This is a genomic window from uncultured Roseobacter sp., from assembly GCF_947488185.1.
Taxonomy (GTDB): domain Bacteria; phylum Pseudomonadota; class Alphaproteobacteria; order Rhodobacterales; family Rhodobacteraceae; genus Roseobacter.
This window is the reverse complement of sequence record NZ_CANKYM010000003.1, coordinates 94,894-118,486: the sequence shown is the minus strand read 5'-3', so window position 1 is coordinate 118,486 and position 23,593 is coordinate 94,894. Positions and strand designations below refer to the sequence as shown.

Annotated in this window: 24 protein-coding genes and 1 pseudogene; 17 read left to right on the top strand and 8 right to left on the bottom strand. The window is 58.2% G+C overall.

The window, feature by feature from the left end:
* Positions 1–10: 10 nt before the first annotated feature.
* From Q1A52_RS11725 to Q1A52_RS11710, 4 genes are read left to right on the top strand one after another with little or no spacing between them, the layout of a single operon-like run.
* Positions 11–415, top strand: a complete 405-nt coding sequence (locus tag Q1A52_RS11725; RefSeq protein ID WP_300015267.1) for a universal stress protein — start codon at positions 11–13, stop codon at positions 413–415.
* A gap of 53 nt (positions 416–468) precedes the next feature.
* Positions 469–975 carry a sulfopyruvate decarboxylase subunit alpha gene (comD, locus tag Q1A52_RS11720; protein ID WP_299868271.1) on the top strand — a complete coding sequence of 169 codons (507 nt, stop codon included), beginning with the start codon at positions 469–471 and terminating at the stop codon, positions 973–975.
* A complete protein-coding gene (comE, locus tag Q1A52_RS11715; RefSeq protein ID WP_300015264.1) occupies positions 972–1,526 on the top strand; it encodes a sulfopyruvate decarboxylase subunit beta in 555 nt (184 codons plus the stop codon). Before comD ends, comE begins: the two co-directional genes overlap by 4 nt.
* Before the next feature lie 4 nt (positions 1,527–1,530).
* Positions 1,531–2,634 (top strand): alpha-hydroxy acid oxidase, encoded by a 1,104-nt coding sequence (locus tag Q1A52_RS11710; RefSeq protein ID WP_300015261.1) that lies wholly within the window; start codon positions 1,531–1,533, stop codon positions 2,632–2,634.
* On the opposite strand, the gene Q1A52_RS11705 is transcribed toward Q1A52_RS11710, so the two are convergent.
* Positions 2,631–3,323 carry an SGNH/GDSL hydrolase family protein gene (locus Q1A52_RS11705; RefSeq protein ID WP_300015258.1) on the bottom strand — a complete coding sequence of 231 codons (693 nt, stop codon included), beginning with the start codon at positions 3,321–3,323 and terminating at the stop codon, positions 2,631–2,633. The genes Q1A52_RS11710 and Q1A52_RS11705 overlap by 4 nt on opposite strands.
* 415 nt (positions 3,324–3,738) lie before the next feature.
* Here Q1A52_RS11705 and Q1A52_RS11700 point away from each other — a divergent pair, with 415 nt between their 5' ends.
* From Q1A52_RS11700 to Q1A52_RS11685, 4 genes are all read left to right on the top strand, one after another.
* Positions 3,739–4,368, top strand: a complete 630-nt coding sequence (locus Q1A52_RS11700; RefSeq protein ID WP_300015255.1) for a MarR family transcriptional regulator — start codon at positions 3,739–3,741, stop codon at positions 4,366–4,368.
* 66 nt (positions 4,369–4,434) lie between these two features.
* Positions 4,435–5,088, top strand: a complete 654-nt coding sequence (locus Q1A52_RS11695; RefSeq protein ID WP_367278027.1) for a DUF4166 domain-containing protein — start codon at positions 4,435–4,437, stop codon at positions 5,086–5,088.
* Positions 5,088–5,489 (top strand): thiol-disulfide oxidoreductase DCC family protein, encoded by a 402-nt coding sequence (locus tag Q1A52_RS11690; protein ID WP_300015249.1) that lies wholly within the window; start codon positions 5,088–5,090, stop codon positions 5,487–5,489. Before Q1A52_RS11695 ends, Q1A52_RS11690 begins: the two co-directional genes overlap by 1 nt.
* Complete coding sequence (locus Q1A52_RS11685) at positions 5,486–7,219, top strand: SDR family oxidoreductase (protein ID WP_300015246.1); 1,734 nt, start codon at positions 5,486–5,488, stop codon at positions 7,217–7,219. The genes Q1A52_RS11690 and Q1A52_RS11685 overlap by 4 nt, the downstream gene beginning before the upstream one ends.
* Before the next feature lie 53 nt (positions 7,220–7,272).
* Here Q1A52_RS11685 and Q1A52_RS11680 read toward each other — a convergent pair whose 3' ends face one another.
* Positions 7,273–7,767: a ClbS/DfsB family four-helix bundle protein gene (locus tag Q1A52_RS11680; RefSeq protein ID WP_300015243.1), complete on the bottom strand. Its 495-nt coding sequence runs from the start codon at positions 7,765–7,767 to the stop codon at positions 7,273–7,275.
* Between the two features lie 243 nt (positions 7,768–8,010).
* Between Q1A52_RS11680 and Q1A52_RS11675 the strand changes: the two genes are divergently transcribed.
* Positions 8,011–8,697, top strand: a complete 687-nt coding sequence (locus tag Q1A52_RS11675) for a D-lyxose/D-mannose family sugar isomerase (protein ID WP_300015240.1) — start codon at positions 8,011–8,013, stop codon at positions 8,695–8,697.
* 49 nt (positions 8,698–8,746) lie between these two features.
* Here the strand turns inward: Q1A52_RS11675 and Q1A52_RS11670 are convergent, their stop codons facing one another.
* From Q1A52_RS11670 to Q1A52_RS11660, 3 genes are all read right to left on the bottom strand, one after another.
* Positions 8,747–9,568 (bottom strand): DNA/RNA non-specific endonuclease, encoded by an 822-nt coding sequence (locus Q1A52_RS11670; RefSeq protein ID WP_300015237.1) that lies wholly within the window; start codon positions 9,566–9,568, stop codon positions 8,747–8,749.
* Positions 9,569–9,615: 47 nt separating this feature from the next.
* Complete coding sequence (locus Q1A52_RS11665) at positions 9,616–11,622, bottom strand: S41 family peptidase (protein ID WP_300015235.1); 2,007 nt, start codon at positions 11,620–11,622, stop codon at positions 9,616–9,618.
* A gap of 348 nt (positions 11,623–11,970) precedes the next feature.
* Positions 11,971–12,897 carry a LysR family transcriptional regulator gene (locus Q1A52_RS11660; protein ID WP_300015233.1) on the bottom strand — a complete coding sequence of 309 codons (927 nt, stop codon included), beginning with the start codon at positions 12,895–12,897 and terminating at the stop codon, positions 11,971–11,973.
* Between the two features lie 166 nt (positions 12,898–13,063).
* Here Q1A52_RS11660 and Q1A52_RS11655 point away from each other — a divergent pair, with 166 nt between their 5' ends.
* The 5 genes from Q1A52_RS11655 to Q1A52_RS11635 all read left to right on the top strand — a co-directional run bounded on the left by Q1A52_RS11655 (position 13,064) and on the right by Q1A52_RS11635 (position 17,181).
* The gene (locus Q1A52_RS11655) at positions 13,064–14,107 is read left to right on the top strand and encodes a D-cysteine desulfhydrase (protein WP_300017280.1); all 1,044 of its coding nucleotides are present in this window, start codon (positions 13,064–13,066) and stop codon (positions 14,105–14,107) included.
* Between the two features lie 31 nt (positions 14,108–14,138).
* Entirely contained in the window at positions 14,139–15,005 is an 867-nt protein-coding gene (locus tag Q1A52_RS11650) for an amino acid ABC transporter substrate-binding protein (protein WP_300015231.1), read from the top strand.
* 71 nt (positions 15,006–15,076) lie between these two features.
* The gene (locus Q1A52_RS11645; RefSeq protein WP_300015228.1) at positions 15,077–15,796 is read left to right on the top strand and encodes an amino acid ABC transporter permease; all 720 of its coding nucleotides are present in this window, start codon (positions 15,077–15,079) and stop codon (positions 15,794–15,796) included.
* A 3-nt stretch (positions 15,797–15,799) separates the two neighbouring features.
* The gene (locus Q1A52_RS11640; protein WP_300015225.1) at positions 15,800–16,456 is read left to right on the top strand and encodes an ABC transporter permease subunit; all 657 of its coding nucleotides are present in this window, start codon (positions 15,800–15,802) and stop codon (positions 16,454–16,456) included.
* Positions 16,453–17,181 carry an amino acid ABC transporter ATP-binding protein gene (locus tag Q1A52_RS11635; RefSeq protein ID WP_300015222.1) on the top strand — a complete coding sequence of 243 codons (729 nt, stop codon included), beginning with the start codon at positions 16,453–16,455 and terminating at the stop codon, positions 17,179–17,181. The genes Q1A52_RS11640 and Q1A52_RS11635 overlap by 4 nt, the downstream gene beginning before the upstream one ends.
* Positions 17,182–17,260: 79 nt before the next feature.
* Here the strand turns inward: Q1A52_RS11635 and Q1A52_RS11630 are convergent, their stop codons facing one another.
* A complete protein-coding gene (locus Q1A52_RS11630; RefSeq protein ID WP_300015219.1) occupies positions 17,261–17,839 on the bottom strand; it encodes a chemotaxis protein CheB in 579 nt (192 codons plus the stop codon).
* 276 nt (positions 17,840–18,115) lie between these two features.
* Here Q1A52_RS11630 and Q1A52_RS11625 point away from each other — a divergent pair, with 276 nt between their 5' ends.
* The gene (locus tag Q1A52_RS11625) at positions 18,116–18,985 is read left to right on the top strand and encodes an ABC transporter ATP-binding protein (protein ID WP_300015216.1); all 870 of its coding nucleotides are present in this window, start codon (positions 18,116–18,118) and stop codon (positions 18,983–18,985) included.
* A gap of 13 nt (positions 18,986–18,998) precedes the next feature.
* On the opposite strand, the gene Q1A52_RS11620 is transcribed toward Q1A52_RS11625, so the two are convergent.
* Positions 18,999–20,390 (bottom strand): mechanosensitive ion channel family protein, encoded by a 1,392-nt coding sequence (locus Q1A52_RS11620; protein WP_300015213.1) that lies wholly within the window; start codon positions 20,388–20,390, stop codon positions 18,999–19,001.
* Between the two features lie 191 nt (positions 20,391–20,581).
* Here Q1A52_RS11620 and Q1A52_RS11615 point away from each other — a divergent pair, with 191 nt between their 5' ends.
* Together Q1A52_RS11615 and Q1A52_RS11610 are read left to right on the top strand one after the other, a co-directional pair.
* Positions 20,582–21,817 (top strand): putative DNA modification/repair radical SAM protein, encoded by a 1,236-nt coding sequence (locus tag Q1A52_RS11615; RefSeq protein ID WP_300015210.1) that lies wholly within the window; start codon positions 20,582–20,584, stop codon positions 21,815–21,817.
* A pseudogene (locus Q1A52_RS11610) lies at positions 21,817–22,641 on the top strand (TIGR03915 family putative DNA repair protein); the annotation flags it as partial. The gene Q1A52_RS11615 and the pseudogene Q1A52_RS11610, both read left to right, overlap by 1 nt.
* 141 nt (positions 22,642–22,782) lie before the next feature.
* Here the strand turns inward: Q1A52_RS11610 and Q1A52_RS11605 are convergent.
* On the bottom strand, positions 22,783–23,553 hold the full coding sequence (locus Q1A52_RS11605; RefSeq protein ID WP_300015207.1) for a GNAT family N-acetyltransferase: 771 nt from the start codon (positions 23,551–23,553) through the stop codon (positions 22,783–22,785).
* Positions 23,554–23,593: the final 40 nt, after the last annotated feature.

Below are 23,593 nucleotides of genomic sequence, written 5' to 3'. Positions count from 1 at the left end.
AGGACACGACATGCACAAGAAAATTATCGTTTCGCTGGCTTTGGATCACGGCATCAGTGAAGAAGCGCTCGCCATGGCGCGTCATCTAAAAGGAGATGACGGGGAGATTCTAGCCGTTCACGTCCATGAAATGCCGAACAGCACTGTGAATGCCTATGTCTCCGAGGATGTGATGAAGCGCGCAGTCGATGGTGCCAAAGAGAAGCTGGCGAACCGGGTGGCCAACACACTGGATGTCGAGCCGGTGCTCCTGCACGGCAACCCGGGCCAATCCCTTACAAGCTATGCCAAGAAGATCGGTGCAGACTGCATCATCGTCGGATCCCACAAGCCCGGACTGAGTGATTTCTTTCTGGGTTCAACAGCCTCGCGCGTCGTGCGTCACGCGCCCTGTTCTGTTTATGTAATACGTTAGAATTCCCCGATAACACGCTGAATATACAGCGTTTCACCACAAGGAGTACGTAGGTGTCCATCAGTACCAAAATCGTGGATGACTTCGTTGCCAACGGCATCGAGTTCGTCACCACAGTCCCATGCAAACAGCTTGCCGGCGTTATCGATGAAGTCGAGGCGCGCGAGGAGATTTACCACATCCCTTCCAACAAGGAAGACGAGGGCATGGGTCTGTGCGCGGGTGCATTCATGGGCGGCAAGCGGCCTGCAATCATCATGCAGAACACCGCCATCGGTGTGACGGTCAATACGCTGGTGACGCTGACGCAATACTACCGGATGCCGCTGCCGATGCTGATCTCCTACCGCGGTGAACTGCGTGAGCCGGTGGCCTGTCAGGTGGAAATGGCTGTGCACACCAAAGCTCTGCTCAACCAGCTCAACATTCCGACCTATCACTTTCACAAGGAAAGCGATGCGGATGAGCTCGACACGATCCTGAAATATACCTTCATGTGCAACAAACCTGTGGCGATCCTCACGGATGCGTCCTTCTGGGGAGGCTACGGCGACCAATGATCCGTTCCGAAGTTTTACGCGAAATCGCTCCGATCCTGCGGGATCATCTCGTGGTCTGTAACATCGGTCTGCCCAGCCAAGAGCTGCATATGATCGACGATCAGCCGTCCAACTTTTACATGCTGGGCACGATGGGTTTGTCTTCTTCCATCGGCCTCGGCGTGGCTCTTGCGCAGGACAAGACCGTCATCTCCATTGATGGGGATGGGTCTGTTCTCACCAATTTTGGCACATTGCCGACCATTGCCAACAACGTGGCCGACAACTTCATTCTGCTGATCGTCGACAACGGATCTTATGGCTCTACCGGCGACCAGCCGACCTACGCAGGCAAAAAGACATCGCTCGCGGCAGTCGCCAAGGCCTGTGGCTGCGAAAACGTTGTCGAGTGTCAGGACAAGGACACTGGCGAGGTGCTTCAAAAGGCCATCGACAGCAAGAAAATGACCATCATCGTGTGCAAATGCGACAGTGGGAATATCAAACTGCCCGTCATCACCATGGACCCGGTCGTGATCCGCGACCGCTTTATGAAATCGGTGCAGGCCTGATCCCTTGGGAGGGGCAAACGCCATCCACGATTATGCAGATGCTCGCCGCCTTGCGCGCAGGCGTCTTCCGTGGATGGTGTTTGATTACATCGACGGGGCGGCAGGGAACGGCGTTGCAGAAGCCCGCAACCTCGCCGCTCTCCGCGACATCGAATTGCAGCCGCGCGTTCTGGTCAACGTAAGGGACCGCGATCTTTCGGTGCCTGTTTTTGATCACGCGGGGCTGGTTCCCTTCGGCATCAGCCCAATGGGAATGTGTAACCTGTCCGCGCCGGGTGCTGATCTGATGCTGGCGCGGATGGCAGCGCGACATCAAGTGCCCCTGGGCGTGTCCACCGTCGCGTCCACTTCGATGGAGAAGCTGATTGCGGCGGCGGAGGGCCACGCGTGGTTTCAGCTCTACTTCAGTGGCGATGGCAGCGGAACGACACGGCTGGTCGAGCGGGCCAAGGCCGCGGGGTACCGAACGCTCGTCATGACCCTGGACGTTCCGGAGGTCGGTCGCCGCCCACGTGAATTGCGACGCGGGTTTAAAATGCCGTTCCGGATCGGACCGATGCAGTTCATCGATTTCGCCCTGCATCCACACTGGTCTTTGAGAACCTTGGCTGCAGGCGCCCCTGCCTTGGCCAATTTTACCGAAGCCGGTTTCGAGTTTGATCGCACGGAAAGTCGGGCCGCCGCGGATTGGGACTTCCTGAAACGTCTGCGGGATCAATGGGGCGGCAATCTGGTTGCCAAGGGCGTGACCCATGTCGATGACGCAAGGCGGCTGAAAGCCGAAGGGGTGGATGCAATTCAAATATCCAGCCATGGGGGTCGCCAATTGGATGCAGCCCCGCCCCCGATCCTCGCCTTGCCTGCGATCCGAAAGGCGGTAGGGCCCGAGTACCCGCTCTTTTATGACACCGGGCTAAGGTCTGGTGAAGATGTGGTCAAAGCCTACATGATGGGGGCCAGCTTTGCGTTTTTCGGGCGCGCAATGCAGTTTGCGATTGCCGCCGGTGGTGAAGCAGGGCTCGCCCGCTTCTCCGCATTGGTTACCGAGGAAGTGGGACTGACATTGGCGCAGATGGGACGGACCAAACTACCCGTCGCCTTTGGCTAGCGGTCGATTATTCGGGCGATGCGTTCGGCAATCGCCTTACTGGCTTTTTTGGACGGGTGAATACGATCGCCCGAATGGAAAGACCTGTCACCATACGGCACAAGATCCTGCAAAGACACGAAATGCACGCCCGAATCCGCCTTGGCCATGCGGGAAATACGGCGCTCGAGTTCATTGCCCTCGTCCCGGCAGTGCTCGATGATCGAGCCGACTCCTGGACTACGCAGGTAACCGACGTAGATGACTTGGGCACCCGACTGCCGCATCATTTGAACCATGCGCGCGATCTCACCCTCTTTCCCGTTCGGGCCAATCATACGTTGCATCTTGCCGTCGCACCGGCTGCACCCGCAGCCTAGCCAGAGATCATTGCCGCCACCATTGACAATAATCCAGTCCCAATTGCCCCGCGCGTACTGCTTGGAAATGTTCAGCCCCATCGCACCTGTCACCGGCAGGTGATACAGGACCCGCGCGCCAACCACGGAACGATCGATGACGGGTTCATTCAGTATCTGCTCGACACCATCCGCGATTCCCTGATCACGCCCGGCGTGCCATGCCATCATCGAATCCCCCATTGCGAGAATTCGGGGGGATTTGTCATGTGGAACGGTTTCGCCGCACCCAACAAGAACGAGAATTAAAGCAATCAATTGACCCCAAAGAAGCTTCATGTACACCACCATCTTTTGTCACCAGACGCCCGCATGACAGGCGCTTCCACAGCGTCACTAGTACTTCCGGGACTCTGAAAACCCGTTAACGCTGGGCCATAATGCATGTTCTTAAATGCTAAGATTTTTGCACAAATCCGCTCAAAAGAAAAACCAAGACAACAGCTTAATCTTAAAAATAGGATTTGCATTCAATTACCTAAGCGATTTCACACCTTGGGGACGATTTGGGATCGCGTCAGAAATCAGCAACAATCAGTCTGCAGTAAAGGCATTCGGCCCATCGGGAGAACAATCTACCCTCCCAACACATCGTTAACAACCATGCGGCGACGAAACTCTCGGCGATTCTCGATCGAACCATCAGCTCCATAACCAAATATTGGGCCCACCAACGTCCTGAACAGGCCCCACGATCTCCCCAAGAATGCCTTTAGACGCACGCGGTCATCGAAGATTGACAAAAAGGCAACGACTATCTATTATTTCAGTCATGACAGAAATAACTAATAAAACGAACAGAACAGACGCTATGTCACAATTCATCCTGTATTGGGGTGACATGGGTGGCCAATGGGGCGTCAACCGCTCTGTCGCGCAAATACAGGCGCTGCTCTTTCTGAGTGTTTCGCCTTTGAATGCCGAACAGATTTCCGAAGAACTCGGTATTGCACGATCGAATGTGTCCAACTCTCTCAAGGAACTCGTCAGTTGGAAGCTGATCCGCCGCGTGCCGGTGGCTGGCGACAGGCGCGAACACTTTGAGGCAGAAACCGACGTTTGGGAGATTGCCCGTTGCGTGGCCCAAGGCCGGAAAGAGCGCGAGATTGACCCAGCCATGCGGGTGATTTCCGACTGCGTAACCACGGCTGAAAGCGAGGATAATCTCGATCCTATCATCCTCAAGCGGATGAAAGACATGCAGGAATTTTTGAGAACAGCGGACAGTTGGTATGCGCAGATGCTGGGTGTCCCGAAAGCGAAACTGAATTTACTTCTCAAGATGGGAAACAAGGTGCTCTCCGTACTGACACTGACGGGGAAGAAATCCGGCTGACTAAAAAATTTGCCAATGTATTTCTGTTCATACAGAAATTTCAGATTAAGTTAGAAGGTACTCGACATGCAGATGAACTCCCGATTTGACCCGCACCTTCCCCGGAAAGACACTCGCTTTAGCAAACTGCTGGGGCAAGAGATGTGGCACCGAATGCCACCGGCCATCCGGCAGCGTTTCGGAAAAAGAGTCAGAGGCGGCGCGAGCGTCGCATACCAGGGGGTCGTGACAGACATGCAGATGAACTGGGCCGGGTGGCTGCTATCGCAGGCGGCACGTCTGGTCGGCGGCCCCCTGCCCTATGACATGTCCTGCGTCGGTCAGCCTGCCATCGTGGTTGTGACCGAAGATATTGCGGGAAACGGGCAATTCTGGATACGGCAATATGGTCGGCAATCCGGATTTCCGCAAATGGTCCACAGCTCGAAGAGATTTACGGGACCGACCGGATTGGAAGAGTACATTGGCTATGGCATCGGCATGGCACTGAAAGTCGAGCCTCAGGAGGCGGCGCTCCTCTTCAAAAGCGACCACTACTTCCTGTCGCTTCTCGGTCTGCGTATACGCATGCCCGGCTGGATAAGCCCCGGCGCCCTGACCATCGGACACCACGATCTGGGCGGAGGCAGTTTCAGGTTTTCGCTGCGTCTCACCAATCGTCTCTTTGGGTTGTTGATCGGTCAGGATGCAGTCTTTCAGGACGCGGGAGGACCAGACTGATGCCCACTCAGGCGATCTGGGTTTTCGACAGCCTTTGTGCGCTTTGTGACGGCGGCGTGCAGTACACGCTGAAACACGAAAAAACCGACAGCATTCGATTTGTCGCTATCCAGTCGCAGGAAGGGCGCGATCTGGCGACCACGTATGGCATTGATCATGATGATCCGGCCACACTCCTGTTCATCGAAAACGGCGCGGTCCTTGAAAAATCTGATGCCATCCTTGCGCTTGCCCGGCACTTAAAGGGCCCCGCGCGATTGGTCCTCCTGACGCGTTTTCTGCCAAGGCGGCTACGCGATATCGGCTACAAACTGCTGGCCCGCTACCGTTACCGTCTTTTTGGAAAGAAAGACGCCTGTATGGTTCCGACCGCGGCAAACCAGCACAGGTTCAATCTATGAAACGGGCACGCATTCTTATCATCGGGGGCACCGGAGTCTTTGGCAAACGTCTGGCCCGCCACCTGATGGCTTTTAAAGGTATTGAGCTTTTCGTCACCTCCAGATCCAGCGCCAAGGCAGATCGATTTGCCGATGTTTTGCGTTCCGGTAATGGGGTCACCCCGGTGCACGGCGTGGCACTCGATTCTCACAAAAATCTAACGACTCGTCTGGACGAAATCAGACCTTTCGCCGTCATTGATTGTTCAGGCCCCTTCCAACATGCGGACTTTGAGACCGCCCGCAGTGTTGTCTCCGCCGGTGCACATCTGATCGATTTTGCCGACGCGCGCAGCTATCTTGCGGGTTTTTGCGATATGCTGGGCGAACTTGCCCGCGCAAAGGGTGTCGCAGCCCTGACCGGCGCAAGCTCGACCCCGACCCTTTCCACCTGCGTGGTTGATCACTTAACCCGGGAATGGCAACGTGTGGATACGATCGACATCTGCATTACCCCCGGCGGGAAAAGCGAGGTCGGTCGTTCCGTCATTGAGGCGATCCTGAGCTACGCGGGCAAAGACATCCCGATCTGGCGCAACGGCCAGCTGTCGCACACGTCCGGATGGTCTGAGCCGCGCCAGGTGGAAATCCCCGGTCTAGGTCGCCGGCGCGTAGCAGCTGTAGAGACATATGACGCGGAATATCTGGGCGCGCGCCACGAGGTTCAGTCCCGCGTTTCCTTCTCGGCAGGACTTGAATCCATCATTGAGCAACGCGGTATTGAAACCCTCGCGGCTTTGCGCAAAAGGCACCTGCTGCCAGACTTGGGCGTTCTGATTCCAGCGCTGCTGAAGGCAAGGCAAGTGACCCGCCTTCCCACCTCCGATCGGGGCGGCATGCAGGTCTCAATCTGCGGTCTGGATGCACAGGGCGGATTTACACAAGCCCATTGGACTCTCGTTGCCCAAAACGACCACGGGCCCAATGTCCCCATCCTGCCTGCGGCTGCCGCGCTCAAAAAACTGTTGGCAGGCGAAGTCGAGGCCGGCGCGCGCCTCGCACACAACGCCGTCACACTGTCCAACATCCTCGCAGAGGCACGTTCCTACGCGATAGAAACAAATACGGAGGTGATGACGCGCGACCACGGATTGTTTGAAGCACATCTTGGGACTGAGCGGTTTCGGCAGTTGCCACGCGCCTTGCAGCATTTTCACGGGCAAACATCGCCCCCCATCTGGTCAGGAGAGGCGGATATTGATGCGGGACACTGGTTCTTGCCGAGGTTTGTCGCGTGGGTGTTCGGCTTCCCAAAGGCCGGGCGAAACATACCCGTTTCAGTCAGCGTTGATCGAAAGATGTCGCGGCGCAGGTCCCCCATTGAGCACTGGACCAGAAGCTTCGATGGCCAGAAACTGACCTCGCGTCTGGCGCGTCAAAAAGATGGTTACCTGACGGAAACATTCTGGCCTTTCTCCTTTGTCCTCCCGGTTCGGGCAAGCCCTGACAGGATCAAGATGCCTGTTGCATCCTGGACCTTGGGCAAAGTGCCCCTACCCAGCCTCCTCGCACCAAGATCAGAGACATCCGAATTTCAGGACCACAAGGGTCGCTTTTGCTTTGATGTACGCCTCAGCCTGCCGATAATCGGCCTGCTGGCGCATTACCGCGGCTGGCTACGTCCAATTAGTGACAGGGCTGCCCGGACGAACAGCACAGAGACCAAGCGCCAGACATCTGGACACGGCTGACGCAACAAGCATTGATGGCGATTTGCGCGGATGAGCCTGAACCGTCCGCTATCTTATCCCGCCGCTCTGAGGCGTGCCCGAATGTACTTGGCGGCTGACCGAAAGTGGCTCGGCCCCGCCGCTTCCGCCCAGCGACCGGTCGTCCAGTTGTTGTTCGCTCCTTTCATAGGACTCCCGTAGAGCTCGGTCTCGGAGTGTTCTTCCAGGAATCGCGTCAACGCTTCGTATCTTTCCTGCAAAAGTCTGCACGCGTCATCCCAACTCATATGCGCTTGCTTTCGTCGCAATTCGGCGTTGTATCGCTTCAATTCATTCCATTTGTATCCTTCCGCAGGAAAGAAGACCGGCTTGCCGGCAAGCCCGTCATGATACCACCCAAGGAACAGATCAATCCAATGCGCACGATGCGCGATCACATCCCTGACAGACGTATCCTCGTCGTCGTTCCGCCGGGCAAAGGGCTCTTCGATCTGCGTGACAAGCCTCTGTAGCTTGGCATACTCTTTCCGGGTGATGTCGAGCAGTTCTGTCTTGTTTTGTGCGGCCATGACTTTTCTCACGATACCACCCAAGTCTGGCATCTCTCATGATCTTGCACATTGAGCCATGTCAACGGCGCCTGAGCGAGCGAACAGCTCTATCCTCAAAGCCTACCTGACAATAATCTGCGGGGGGCGCTCTTTTTACAAATGCCAAGCGTGTATTGGTGGTGCCCCGCGGGAAACTATGCCTAAATCCTCCAGACCACCCCCGAACGCTGCTGATCGCATGCTCAACCCGAAAGACCCCGCATGAAACGTTCCCGCATCAACGACACGCTGGCACAGGCGGATGAAATGATCCGCTCCTACGGTTTTACCCTGCCGCCTTTTGCCTATTGGTCGCCCGAAGAATTCAAGGCACGCAAGACCCAGGCACGCGCCCTGATTGACGCACGGTGCGGGTGGGACATCACCGACTACGGCGCGGGTCGGTTCGATGAAATGGGTCTCTTCCTTTTCACCCTGCGCAATGGCTTGCTGTCGGATCTGAAACGCGGTGGCGGCATGTGTTACGCAGAGAAACTCCTGATCTCACGACAGGATCAACTGTCCCCGATGCACACGCATATCATCAAGGCGGAAGACATCATCAATCGCGGCGGCGCGACGCTTGTGATCGAGCTCTTCGGCTCGGATGATGCCGGTGATTTTGCCGAGGATCGCGGCGGCATCGTCTGGTGTGACGGCATCCGCCGGGACTTCGCGCCGGGGGAAAAGCTGCTCATGGCACCGGGAGAGAGCGTGACACTGCGGCCGGGTGACTGGCATGCCTTCTGGGGCGAGGGCGGCGACGTTCTGGTCGGCGAGGTTTCCACCGTGAACGATGACGAGACCGACAATATCTTTCGCGATCCCATTGGCCGCTTCGCCACCATTGAGGAGGACGCAGACCCGATGCACCTGCTGGTCAGCGACTACGAGACCTGGCTGCGCTGACATCGCTCAGCCAAGGCGGATATCGCCCGTTCTGACGCGACACCATTGCTTAAAGCTGCTGAAGCAATCGGTGCCGCACCTGTGATACAGCTCCGTCTGCCATGGCTGCCGAAAGATCGACAGAATAGTCCCAACCCGGGAAAAACCGCAGCTTCGTCGCCTCTTCGATATCCAGAATATCAACCAGAAACCGGTCCAGTGGCGTGCCACGCGGCGCATCCTGGGGAAAGAGAAAGCAGGCAATATCCACGTTACTCTCCGCATCCCAAGGATAGGCGAAGGGATCAACCGAGATGTAGTAGTACGCAGTAGGGATCGGCACCTCAACGCCGTCACGAGCGATCACCTCAGAATCCTCGCCAAAAACAGGACCGGCAATTGCCCAGATATGATCTTTCTGGGAGGTGTCATCGATGTTCCTGATCTTGTTTTCGAGATCAAGCCAGACACCGGTGTTCAAGCTGCCGCGCTGCGGGCTCATATTGGTCATGAAAAAGGTTTCGAGCTGTGCCAGACGCCCGAATTGCCGGTTGATGGCTTCGTTGGGCACCATGTGGCCCACATGGTATTGAATGCCGTCTTTCCGACCGAAGGTCTTTGAACTCAGCCTGATGCCTTTCTCGATGCGTTCATCGGCATAGTAGAGATGTGGGCGGTCATAGCCGACATCGCGACTGGCCCGCGCAACACGGTACGCGGACCAGAGCGGTTGAAACCGGGTTGGACAGTACCCGGCCACGTAGCCGTGGTTGATGAGGATGGAGACCTCATGGTCCTCATCTTCGTTGACCGGCGCGCCCTTGAATAAAAAGAGGTCAATCAAATGCGCGAAGTGCTGACTGCTCGGGTGAACCTTGGTATTGTCGACCATTGAAAAATCCTTTTTTAATGAATGATTTTCACTGCCCGGCGGGCGGGTCAGTTATTGATCCGCCATGCGGCGGCCAATTGATCCCCGTCAAACCCCTGCAGATAGAGGGTTTCGAAGGCGCCAACATCTTCAATGATCAGTTCCGTATCACCATCCTCGACGTCCAGCGCGCCAATCGGCCGATTGTCCAGATAGACATCGACCCGCGCGAGGTTCTCCGTTTCGATGGAGATCGTAAGATCGCCAGCTTGCTGGCTCACAATCTCACCACGCAACACCCGTGTGGGCAGTTCAGCAAGCTTGCGCGCCGCGAATTCAATCAGATCGACATTGCCATCCAGCAAATCGGCGCGTGTCGGATTGTGCAGAAAATCGGGTTGCACCCCCAGATCCTCTACCGGCGTGCCGGAGCGGTCCTTGACCCTTAGGGTGCGCCGGATGGCGACCCGCATGTTTGCGCCCCCCGGCAGACCCGCATAGGGACCACCGCGACCCGCCAGCCGCCGCAACAGCGAATGCGTCCAGACATTCGCACCGCCTGCCCCGGTGTTGCCGTCCACCCCAATGATCGGGCCAATATCGTGATCCTGAAATCCGGCGGCAAAGATGTCAGTGGTCGAATAACACTTGGCATCGGTGATCAGCACAACCGGCCCCTGATACCGTTGCCCAATGCCATTCGCCGTCTCAACCTCCGTGATCGGATAGCTTCTGGAGTAGACTGCCCCGGTTGATATCGATTCCTCCATGGAGTCGCGCCACGGTGCCAGGTCAAGCCCGATCAGCGAGGACGAGGGCGCGTTCTTGCGAACAATATCGAGGTTGAGCGCTGTATTGATGAATTGTGTACGCTCCGTCTCGATGGGCTGAGGCGTCAGTACCTGCAACAGCCGCTCGCCCGCGTAAATCAGGCCACCGCCATTGCCGCGCACATCGATGATCAGACCGTTTTGCGGCAACAATTCGGCAAGGCGCACGAACTCGGCCACGAAGGCATCGGCATCGTCCACACTAAACGTGTGAATGCGGATGTGCCCGACCTGCCCCGCCGCAGTGTCCACTGTCTTGGCGTGCAGGACCGATGGCATCGACGACGGCACTGCCTCACCCACATCAAATTTCTTACGCCTGCGCGACGGCTTCTTCGCGCGGACAGCGGCTTCGGCGGCCACGACTGAAGGTGCGAACAGCAGCTTCTTGGCGATCCCCGCAAGCTCGCCGTCGATGTCCACGCCCATTGCGAAGGCGTTGCCACTGACGTCCTCGATTTGCGCAACCACGGCACCGGAAGCATCAGGCGTGAAGACCAGCCAATTCAGCCTGATTTCATGTTCAGCGCCATCCGCTGTCCGGTATCCAACCAACACGAAATCCTCATCCGGGGGCAGCGACTGGATGAGCGGCCGGATGGTCATCCGCTCCAATCCGCGGGCCCGGCGGGCCTCCATGTTTGAGCCTGCAAACCGGGTGGCGTTGGTCGCCACCGCCAGATCAATCGGTGCCCCGTTCCAGGACGTGACCTCAACGCCCGGACCAAAAGGGGGCTGATCCAGTCCAGCGACCAGATGAGACACCAGATAGCGTCGCTCATCGCCCTCGAAATAGCTTTCCAGCAGGAACGGCACATAGGCGGTTTTTGCGTTGTAGGGTGCGGGCAGAAAGTAGTTGGTGTGCAGGTCCCGCACCGAGGTGAAGATACGCAGCATGTCTGCGTGAAACTCCAGATCGGACATATCGTCTTCGGAAGACTCCAGTTTCTGCAACAGCAGGCTCAGCGCTTGAACCGGGCGCACAGCATGCATGTTTTCCTTGAGCGGCAAATGCACGTAGTTGTCCCGAATCAGAACCATACCCTGTCGCACCAGTTGGATTTTCTCGTCCGTTGCAAGTTCACTCGGCGTCTTGCGGAAATCCGGCAGCGTTTCGGTCGCGGCCATCACCGTCTTCACTGCGGCGTGGGCATGCATCAAAAACGGGGCGGCAAGATCCTTGCGACGGCTGCGAGTGGGTGTCTTTGGTTTGTTCAATGAACGTTGGAGCGTCTTACGGGCCATATCCTTCTCCAAAAAATGTACTTGAGTTAAAAAATCGAGTGAATTGGGCATCACGATCAAAATTCTCGGAGCCGTTGCACCTGACACGATAACCCGAAGTTGCAGAATCTCAAAATTGGGCCTTGATCCGATTGAGCGCTGCACATCGCACCTGACCTCCGCACCCACCGGGGTTCAAGCGCGCGGTAGCTGCCTGAAAGAGCTCGATTTGTGCGGCCTCCGGGCGTCTACGCGCCCGATTTGGAAGGACCGGAACAGCACGCCAAAAGATCCTGCACCCTGTCCAAAGCTATCAGGTCCGGCGCACCGGCGTCCGAAGGCATCCCGGCCAATTGTTGGGTACGCGAGCTAGGCGGTTGCTGCTGTACTCAGCGCGCCCCCGGATCGATGCTTTGCGCTCCAGATGTTCAGCAGGGCAACCGCGGCTTCCTCGCGTGCATCCGCATAAAGCGCGATGGCAAGGGGTTCGTGCCCAAGCTTGTGCGACAGGGAAAGAAACTCGCCCGTTTCGATCTCCCTATGCGCCATGCTGAATGGTATCCAGCCGACCCCGAGCCCCTTCAGCGCCATCTCCTTGATACCGCTGGAAAACGCAGATTCGCAAACTGGGTTATCCGTGAACCTTTGCGTCCCGAACGGCCGTTCCGCCTTGCCCAGCACCTCGCCGAAATAGCTATCCTCAGGATAGACAATCGCGGGCGTGTCGCTGGCGATCGTGGCATCACCCGTTACGCCATAACGCAAGCCACCGCCCACAACCGGGATCAGCTGATCGCTGCCCCAGATTTCGCGCCGCACCGTATCTCCAAACGGAAGCGGCTCCGTGTTTTCGGTCTCGTAGCACAGCAACATGCTCGTATCGCCGCGCAGGAAGAGAGAGACGCAGTCATGGTGGTTGCCGGCACGAAGCCTGAACTTCAGCGACGGATAGTACTGTTTGGCATGCAGGGCCATTTCCGGAAATGTTGAGAAGATCGGCGCGTGCTGCGCCGCTATGGCAACAGTCGTACTTTCAGGATCGAAGTTCGCGATCTTGCCACGCAAGGCTCGGATACGAGCCGCCAGTGCACGAATTTCATCTTCATTCGCGCTGAGCGCGGCATTGATGTCGATCCGGTTGGTACCGCGCGTGAGGATTGGCGCGCCAATCCAGTTCTCCAGCCCCCTGATCCGCCGCGAGAAGGCGGGTTGCGTGATGTTTCGCCGCGATGCCGCGCGGGTCATATTGCCCTCTTCCAGCAGCACCAGAACGTCCTCAAGCCATTGCGTATCCATGCTCTCCCCCTCTTTTGCCCATACAATAAGTATGAACAGGCAGAGAAAGAAGCATTATTCTTCACTTCGGCATTCGGCCTAGTTTGGGCACAGCAGTTTGAAGGACCCAAACCCTATGTCAGTGAGCGACGAGACAACGACGCCGGAACCGGCGGGCGCACCGGAGATGATGGCAAGCCGATGCAAGGATTTGTCGATCGCGCTTGCCCGTTTTCCGCGGGTGCGTCTGGGACATTTGCCCACTCCGCTGGAGTCCATGGATCGCCTGAGCGAACACCTGGGCGGGCCGCGGCTCTGGGTCAAACGCGACGATTGCACCGGGCTGTCATCCGGGGGCAACAAGACGCGCAAACTTGAATACCTGATGGCCGATGCGCAGGCCAAGGGGGCCACTTGCATCGTGACGCAGGGCGCCACCCAGTCCAACCACGCGCGCCAAACGGCAGCAGCAGCCGCGAAACTGGACATGCGCTGCCACATTCTGCTGGAAGACCGCACGGGATCGAACGATCCGAACTACACATTGAACGGCAACGTCCTGCTGGATCGCTTGCATGACGCCACGGTGTCAAAACGCGCCGGCGGCACCGATATGAACGCAGAGATGGAAGCTCTGGCTGCAACACTGCGCGATGATGGCCAAACGCCCTACATTATTCCTGGCGGCGGGTCGAACCCGACCGGCGCGCTCGGCTATGTGAACTGTGCGCGTGAGCTGGTGGAGCAAGCGACCGAGATCGGCCTGCACATCGACGCCTTTGTGCATGCAACCGGCAGCTCCGGCACGCAGGCCGGGCTGGTCACCGGGTTGGCCGCGATACAAAGCGATATGCACCTCTTGGGGATCGGCGTGCGCGCGCCACAGGGGAAACAGGAAGATATGGTGTTCGATCTTGCCCAGCGCACGGCCGATCATCTGGGCACCGGATTGCAGATCGACCGGACGCAGGTGCGTGCCAATTGCGACTATGTCGGGCCGGGTTACGGCCTGCCAACCGAAGGCATGATCAAAGCGGTCAAACTTCTGGCACGGACCGAGGGCCTTTTGTTCGATCCAGTCTATTCCGGCAAGGGGCTGGATGGCCTAATTGACCTGATCCGCAAAGGATACTTCGACGGGATGGACAACATTGTCTTTCTGCATACGGGCGGCAGTGCTGCCCTCTTTGGCTATCCCGACACTTTCGATCTGCACGGATATGCAGACTAAAAAATCAAGAAAACCAACAAGGAGACGAACGATGCCGTTCAAGAAATCACTGATCACTGCCCTATGCGCTTTGGGGCTGTCCGCCCCCGCCGCCCTCGCGGACGGCCACGGCGGCACATTGGATAAAATCGCTGCAAGTGGTGAAATTGTCATCGGGCACCGCGAAAGCTCTGTCCCCTTTTCCTACCTCGACGACAGTCAGAACCCGGTGGGGTATTCTATCGATCTTTGCCTCAAAGTCGTCGACGCGGTTGCCGCCGAATTGGGCAAGGAGTTGACCGTGAAATATGTGCCGGTCAATCCCAAGACCCGGATCGCGCTGATGGCCAATGGTACCATCGATCTGGAATGCGGATCGACCACCAACAACCTGACACGGCAACAGCAAGTGGAATACCTGCCGGTGACCTTCGTAACCGGGACAAAGATCCTGACGCGCAAGGATTCCGGCATCGGGTCGGTCGCCGATCTGGATGGGAAGGCCGTAGCCCTGGCGCAAGGTACGACGAATGAGCGTGCCGTTCTGGCCGCCGTTGAAGCCGCCGGTCTCGACGTCAAAGTCCTGCCCGTGCGGGATCATGCCGAAGGGATGTTGTCGCTGGAGACGGACCGTGTGGATGCCTATGCCACGGACCACATCCTACTCTTCGGTCTCATCTCGAAGTCCAAGACCCCTGAGGAATTCGCTGTTGTCGGTGATTTCCTTTCCTTTGATCCCTATGCGCTGATGGTCCGACGGGATGACAGCGCCTTTGAGCTCATCGGTAAGAAAGCTCTGGCAGAGGTGTTCCGGTCCGGCGAAATCAACGCGATCTATGCCAAATGGTTTGACCCGCTGGGCGTCCCGGCTGATCCGCTCTTGCAGGCGGCATTCAAGCTGGGCGCCTTGCCAAACTGATGCGGTTCCGGGGCCGGGCACGCATGATGTGACCCGGCCCCGGATCAACAGATGCAGCGGGGCAAACGAGCATGAACTACAATTGGAATTGGGGTGTTCTCTTTGAAGAGCAATACCTCAACTGGCTGATCTCCGGTTTTGGCTGGACCATCTCCGTCGCTCTCTCGGCCTGGTGCATCGCGATTGTCATCGGCTCTCTGGTGGGGGTCGGCAAGACGGTCCCAAACAAAATCGTACGCGGCATCTGCGCCACCTATGTCGAGATCTTCCGCAATGTCCCGCTGCTGGTTCAGATGTTCATCTGGTACTTTGCGGTGCCGGAAATGCTGCCCGAGGACTGGGGCCGCTGGATGAAACGGGACCTGCCGAATCCGGAGTTCGTGACCGCCGTGGTCGCGCTCGGCCTCTACACCGCCTCCCGTATCGCCGAGCAGGTCCGCGCGGGCATCGAGACGGTCCCGCCGGGCCTGTCTGCTGCGGCAACGGCGCATGGTCTCAGCACCGCGCAAACCTACCGCTATGTGCTCCTGCCGATCTCCTTCCGCATCATCGTCCCGCCGCTGACGTCGGAATTCCTGACCGTTTTCAAGAATTCCTCCCTCGCGCTGACGATTGGCCTGCTGGAGTTAACGGCGCAGAGCCAGCAGATCGCGGAATACACTTTTCAGGGGTTCGAAGCCTTCACCGCCGCCACCGTGATCTACGTTTGCATCGCATTGGTCGCGACCATCCTGATGCAGGTGCTGGAGAAGTACACACGCATCCCGGGCTATGTCGGCAAGGAGGCCTGAGCGATGACGGATTTCGATTTCAACGTCATATGGTCGTCCCTGCCTTTCCTGTGGCAGGGGCTTCAGCTCAGCCTGTTACTGACCCTTCTATCCATCATCGGCGGCATTGTTCTGGGCACTCTGCTGGCGCTGGCGCGGCTCTCCGGCATTGCCCCCCTCGCGATTGTGGCAGCCACCTACGTCAACCTGATCCGCTCCGTGCCGCTGATCCTGGTGATCTTCTGGTTCTACTTTCTGGTGCCCCTGGCGCTTGGCCGCCCCATCGGCGGTTTCTACTCCGCGCTGATTGCCTTCGTGCTGTTTGAGGCGGCCTACTATTCGGAAATCATGCGCGCCGGCATCCAGAGCGTGAAACGCGGGCAGGTACATGCCGGGCAATCCACCGGTCTGAGCTACTGGCAAATCCAGCGCTATGTCGTCCTGCCACAGGCGTTCCGCAACATGGTGCCGATCCTGGTCACCCAAGGCATCATCCTCTTTCAGGACACCTCGCTGGTCTTCGTGGTCAGCCTGCGGGACTTCATGACAGCCTCCTCCATCGTGGCGCGTACCGAGGGCAGGTTGGTAGAGATGTATCTCTTTGCAGCCCTTGTCTATTTCGTAATCTGCTTCTCCGGTTCGATGCTGGTCCGAAGCCTCAAATCCCGGATGGCCACATGATCGACATTGAAAACATATCCAAGTGGTACGGTGACTTCCGGGTTTTGACGGACTGTACAGCGCAGGTTGCCAAGGGAGAGGTTGTCGTCGTCTGCGGTCCCTCAGGGTCCGGCAAATCGACCCTGATCAAATGCGTGAACGGTCTGGAGCCTGTCCAGCAGGGTCGGATTTCCGTGGATGGGGATGACGTGACCGCCAAGGGTGCCAATCTGACAGCCTTGCGGTCGCGGATCGGCATGGTGTTTCAGCATTTCGAACTCTACCCGCATATGAGCGTGTTGGAAAACCTCTGTCTGGCGCAGGAAAAGGTCCTTAAACGCGCGCGGGCGGAGGCCGTGGCTCGGGCAGAAAAATTGCTCGACCGCGTCGGCATGGCCGATCATGCGGCCAAGTTTCCAAGCCAGCTGTCAGGCGGTCAGCAGCAACGCATTGCCATCGCCCGCTCCCTCGCAATGGATCCGATTGCGATGCTTTTTGACGAGCCAACCTCGGCGCTGGATCCCGAGATGATCAAGGAGGTGCTGGACGTCATGGTGGAACTTGCGCAGGAAGGCATGACCATGATGGTGGTGACCCATGAGATGGGCTTTGCCCGAAAGGTCGCCGACCGGGTGATCTTCATGGACAACGGCGCCATCGTCGAAGACAGGCAAACCACGGCCTTCTTCGACAATCCCAAAAGTGAGCGCGCGCAGGATTTCCTGTCAAAAATTCTCGATCACTGATCGACGTTCAGCCCATTGAGGGTCTCCGACAGACGTTTTTCAGATGCTTGCCAAAGGCCCGGGGGCCGTGGCGACAGGATCAGGTCTCCTGTCCGATCAGGGAGCCAAGCCAGATGCCAAGCTCCTTCGCAGATCGCACTGTTTCGGGGTGGTCATTCATGATGACGCTGTTTGGCATCCCTGCGTGTTGCGCATCCTTTGGGTCCTGCACAATGGTCTGACCGCCCATGTCATAGATCACCTGAGCCCCGCGCATCCCGTCTTTCATTGTCCCTGAAAGGACCACGGCAATCGCCCGGCTGCCGTATTCAGCCGCAAGCGTCATAAACAACGCGTCGATAGAGGGGCGAAATCCGGAATCTCTTACAAGGCTGGAAAGGTGAATTCTTTCGTTCCGGAAAAATGCATGGGTCGCGCCGGGCACAGTATAAATCCAGCCTTTCCGCAGTTTTTCACCGTCCTCAGCTCGCTTGATCGGCAGATCACTCACGAGCTTCAAAACATCCGCCAACCTGGACGAGGGTTCGCTGTGCACGGCAATCACAATAGGCGCGTCAAGATCGGCAGGAAGCTCCGCAATCAGATCCTTGATCGCCGCCAGCCCGCCAGCCGATGCCCCAATCGCAACGACGAACTCAAGCTCATCTGCAGATGCCATATACTATCCATTTCCCCTGATCCGGGAAGCCTAGAGAATACGTCGGCGGCCCGCAAGACGTGGCGGCGCTCCCCGAGGCGACGTTGCAACAGGGGCGGTGCTTCGGGAGTGCAAGGCTGGGCCACCAATCCGCGCGCCAAGACACGCATTGAGACCGATGTCCTGCTGTGGTAGCGCGGATATGTGAGAGTATTGCGACGAACAGGCACGCCGCGCAGGGTACGTCAGACCGGAGACGACAGCCCCGCGTCCTCCTTGCTGGGGTATGTGTGGCGCATGAGCGAATGGCATCAGGTTGCGGTTTGCCTGCTGGGGGTTTGTGTTGCCGTCCTGAACCTCGCGCCTCTGGAACTGCAACGCCGCATCGTGAACGAAGTGGTGGAAAGCCGGGATGTCTCCATGCTGGTGCAGTTTGGCACCGCCTATGTGGTGCTTATCCTTCTGCATCAGGCGCTCAAATTCGCTCTTTGGATTTATCAGTCCTGGATCACGGAAAGCGCCAGCCTCTACACGCGCCGCCACCTCCTGACCCTTCACGAGGAACGCAACGGCGACGCGGCGGACGGCAACGGTCGCGCCGTATCGATTGTGGGGTCGGAGGTGGAAAAACTCGGCGGTTTCGTGGGCGAGGCGCTGTCCGGGGCCTGCGCAAACGGGGCGATGCTGTTGGGTGTGGCCCTCTACATGTTTGTCGTGGAGCCCCAAATTGCCATCTTCGCCCTTGGATTTCTGGTGCCGCAGGTGGTGCTGACCCCGCTTTTGCAGCGGCGTCTCAATCGACTCATCGAAGAACGTGTCGGCCTGTTGCGCGACCTTGGCGACGAGATTTCGGACCACAGCGTCGAAACGCGGGACCAGTGCAAAAGCCTTCTGACCGATATCTACAAGAACCGTATGCGTTTTTTCATCCTGAAATTCGCCATGAAATCAGCGCTCAACCTGTTGAATGCGATGGGTCCGTTGACCGTCCTGCTGTTCGGCGGATATCTCGCCATGCAGGGCGAGGTTCAGTTGGGTGTGATCGTTGCCTTCATCTCCGGGTTTGAACGGATTTCTTCCCCCCTGCGCGAACTCATCGGCTTTTACCGGGTGGCCGCGCAGGCCAATGTGCAACACCGGCTGATCGCGGACTGGATGTCCAAGTAGGCGCAGCCTTCGACTATTCCCCACGCGACAGCAGGTCTTCTTCTCCCTCCTCGACACGTGTGGTCGCCTGTTGCTGCAAATCCTCCGCCTCATTTGCCAGGTCGGCGTCGAGGCTGGAATGAGCGGGTTCATGAGGGAGCTGCGCAGGGGCCTCTGTCTGAACAGGCGTTGCACCCGCGGCGTCCTCGCCGTCAGTCGCGTTCTTGATCGGTATGCCCTGCGGGAAGATAACCTCACGGGCTTCGTCCGGCATGGAGACACCGCCTTCGGTCAGTGCCTTCTTGGCCTGCCGCAACAGGGCTGACTTGAGTTTCAGGGGCGAGAGCTTGGAAAAATCATACCAGTAATAGACCTTGATGTTGACGGTCGAGGTCCCCAGCGAGTCCACCAACACCATCGGGTGTGGATCATCGTAAATCATGTCATTTTCATTCAGCAAATCGGTGATGATCTGCTGCACCTGAACGACTGAGGCATCATAACCGATGCCCACATCAAAGGTGTCACGCCTTTTCGCTGCGGCGGAGAAGTTTTCGATGGTGTTCTTGAACACGGCCGAGTTGGGGATCTGGATGTGGTTACCTTCGCCGGAGATGAGGACGGTGCTGCGGGTGTTCATGCTCTGCACCAGCCCCTCCTGACCGTCGACGCGGATCCAGTCACCGCGCCTGAAAGGCTGCCGGATGCTGAGCAGCAGGCTGGCGAGGAAATTCTCCGCGATATCGCGAAAGGCGAAACCGATCACGATGCCCAGAACACCGGCGCCCCCCATGACCGACAGAGCCAGCTGGGTCAGTCCCGCCATCTGCAGCACCAGATAAAGCCCCAGCAGGAACACCGGGAAGGATATGGTGCGCGCGATGATGTCTTTCAGAAACGGCGACTGGATTCGGCTGCCCATCATCCATCTGGCAATGCGCGACACCAGCCTGGCCAGCATCCACGACAGCGGTAGAATGAACAGCGACAGTAGCACGAGCGGCATCGCGACAATTGTCTGCTGCATGAAGTTGCGCAATTCCCGCCGCGCCGGATCAAGGCTCCAGGAGACCTTTTGCTCCACCTCCAGCCGGTTGACGACGGCGACGACCCCATCGGTCTTTGCCGCCAGATCCCGCGCCCATTTGCGGTGGTCCGCCAGTGCCACGGTCCCGTCAAGGAATGCGACCCCCTCCTGCACGCGCACCACAGGATTGATGAACCAGCCCGTCGCCTCGAAAATGCTTTCGACACGCTCGGCAATTGTCACATCGCTGGCCGTGGGTTCGAGTGCCACGGTCTGCTCCGGCACGGATATGTCGGCATTCTGGCTCGTGTCCTGTGCCGCGACGGTGGTGGTCAGCAAACTGATCACGATGAGGCCGAGGAAACCCTGGCGCAGGGTTGTCAGATTCAAGCAAATCATAAAGGTGTCCCGGATACTGGCCGACCTTCGGCCGTTCTACTGAATACTCTGACTCAAAGATTGCGCTGAAGTGAGCCGGGATGGAAAGCCCCCGCCGGCGGTATCCTTGCGTGCATGATGAAATTTGTCAGCGCGACGGCCCCGCACCTTTCTGTATTGCGCGCATCCCGTGCGGAACATAAAGTGAACAAATGACTCGCATGACCGTCAAAAGAAAGCTCGAAATCCTGAGCGATGCCGCCAAATACGATGCCTCATGCGCCTCGTCAGGCTCCAGCAAGCGCGACTCGCGGGATGGCAATGGGCTCGGCTCGAACGAAGGCAGTGGCATCTGTCACGCCTATGCCCCGGACGGACGGTGCATCAGCCTGCTCAAGATCCTGATGACCAATTTCTGCGTCTACGACTGCAGCTATTGCGTGAACCGGGTGTCTTCGAACGTGCCACGTGCACGCTTTACCGTAGATGAAGTCGTGGACCTGACGATCAACTTTTATCGGCGCAACTACATCGAAGGGCTGTTTCTCTCCTCAGGGATCATCCGCTCGCCGGACGCAACAATGGCGGATATGGTGCGGATCGCGCGCAGGCTGCGAAGGAAGGAATCCTTCAGGGGATACATTCACCTGAAAACCATTCCGGACGCGGCGCCCGAACTGATTGCCGAGGCGGGGTTGCTGGCGGATAGGCTGTCGATCAACGTCGAATTGCCTACAGATGCCGCGGTCGAGGCCTACGCGCCGGAAAAAAGCCCCGAGCAGATCCGGGGCGCAATGGCAGATGTCAGGCACCGCAAGGACGCAGCACAGGACAGGTCACACCGCGGTCGCCGTCCGCCGCGGTTCGCGCCCGCCGGTCAGTCAACGCAGATGATCATTGGCGCGGATGGCGCGACAGATAAAACGATCCTGGGCCGTTCCACCCGGCTCTACGGCGACTACAAGCTCAAGCGCGTGTATTACTCGGCGTTTTCGCCGATCCCGGACAGCTCCGCCAAACTGCCCCTGATCAGCCCGCCGCTGCAGAGAGAGCATCGGCTGTATCAGGCGGATTGGCTGCTGCGCTTTTACGGGTTCGAACTGGATGAAATCACCTCGACCACACGGGACGGCAATCTCGACCTCGCGGTCGATCCGAAGCTCGCATGGGCGCTGGAACATCGCGCATTGTTTCCGGTGGACGTGAACAAGGCGCCGAAAGAGTTGTTGCTGCGGGTGCCCGGTTTTGGCGTGAAGACGGTCAAGCGGATCGTGAGCACCCGACGGCATTGTTACCTGCGCTATGACCATCTTCTGCGGATTGGCGGCGCGATGAAAAAGGCCCAGCCCTTTATCGTCGCGGGCGGGTGGAGCCCGGGCAGCCTGACCGACAGCGCCTGCTTGCGTGCGCGATTTGCGCCGCCGCCCGAACAGTTGACCCTCTTTTGATGTATCACGTCGTGATCCCCAAAATCGGAGCTGCCACTGCGTGGCGCACAGCAGCACGGGGCTTTCTCGCAGCGCAGGTCCCTCCCCATGAAATATGCTGGCAAGAGCCGGGCGCCGCGCCAGAGCTCTTTGCCCGTACGCAGGCGCCGCCCCCCACAGGCGACATCAAGGTGTCCCGCCGCTTTGTCGCGATGGCCAACAGCGTTGTCTGGCATCGGGATCGCGATCGTTTCGCGCGCCTTTACGGTTTTCTGTGGCGGCTGCGGGATGCGCCACACTTGACCGGCGATCACGGTGACTCGCGTCTCGCGCGCTTGCGGCGGATGGAAAAGAACGTGCACCGATGTCAGCACAAGATGAAGGCCTTTGTCCGCTTTCGGGAGATCGGCGATCCGGAAGCACCACGCCGCTCTTTCGCCGCGTGGTTTGAGCCCACGCATCACACGGTCGAGCCGACGGCATCGTTTTTCGCGAGACGCTTTGGGGACATGGACTGGCGGATCATAACGCCTGACAAAACCGCCATATGTGTTGATGGGGTGGTGTCGTTTTCAGCGGGCCAACCGCGCCCGGATTTACCCGAGGATGCTCACGAAGACCTGTGGATCGCTTATTTCGAGAACATCTTTAACCCCGCCCGCCTGAAGGTGTCGGCGATGTGTTCCGAAATGCCCAAGAAATACTGGAAAAACCTGCCCGAGGCGGTCGCCATCCCGAACCTCGTGAAAACTGCGCCCGAGCGCGCAGAGAAAATGGCCCGCGCCGCACCGACCTTACCGCCACTACGCGCGGAAAGAATGAAGGAGCGGCTTGCACAGGGCAACGCAACGGACGGGACGCTGCCTTCTCAAAGCTCTGCCCTGCGCCAAAGAAAGTGACCTGGTCGGTCGCTCGGAAAGACAGCGCCTTTCGACGCCAGGCACAAAGGCCGATCGCTCCGCATCAGTTCAGGTTTTGCAAGAACCTCACAGGGACATCTTCAATTCATATTGTCCAAGTGTCCGCTCCGCGCCGAGAGAGGCCATGAAAGCGCGGAAACCATCCGAGGCGGTGTCGGCATTGATCACGCGCAGACTTTCCACGTCCAGATAGCTTCCCAGCAGCGCGCCAGCGATCCCCATGCGCCGTTTGTCTTGCCTGACGGCAATCTGCGCCAGGGTCCCCGTGCTTGGAACAATCGCCGCGTAACCTGCCACCCCTGCACCGTCGAAAACCGCATGACATCTCACATCATCGGCGATCGCGTTCAAGGATTCGGCGTCGTTTTGCCAGGACGGCTGAAAATCCTGCAGGGGCTGAACAGCCTGCGCCACCGCGTGCCAGGAAACCTCTGACACCTCATGTCGCCCCGCCGGACCTTCTGGACGTGACAGAGCATAGCAATCCAGAACACGCGCGGTCGTCATCCCGAGCGACAGATACAGATCATGGGCTTGTTTGTTGTCGATCAACACTTCTGTCTGCAAACTTGCCGCCCCGGCGCGTTTGAATGCCGAAAGGCACTCTGCGGCAAGGGCACGCGACAGCCCACGCCGCCGATGTGTCGGGTCAGTTCCGCTGGAAATCAGATAACCCGCCGCGCCGCGAACGGACACGAGCCAAAGTGCGGCAATTTCACCATCGATGAGCGCAACTCTGGACGCCGCACGATCAAACCCTCTCTGGCGCATCATGAAAGTGAAGGCCTCGGTCGTCAGATGCATCGGCACTGCGTAGTCGGAGAAGGATCGGTTCATCGCAGCACACAACGCCTCCATCGAGCAGGCTTCTGCGGAT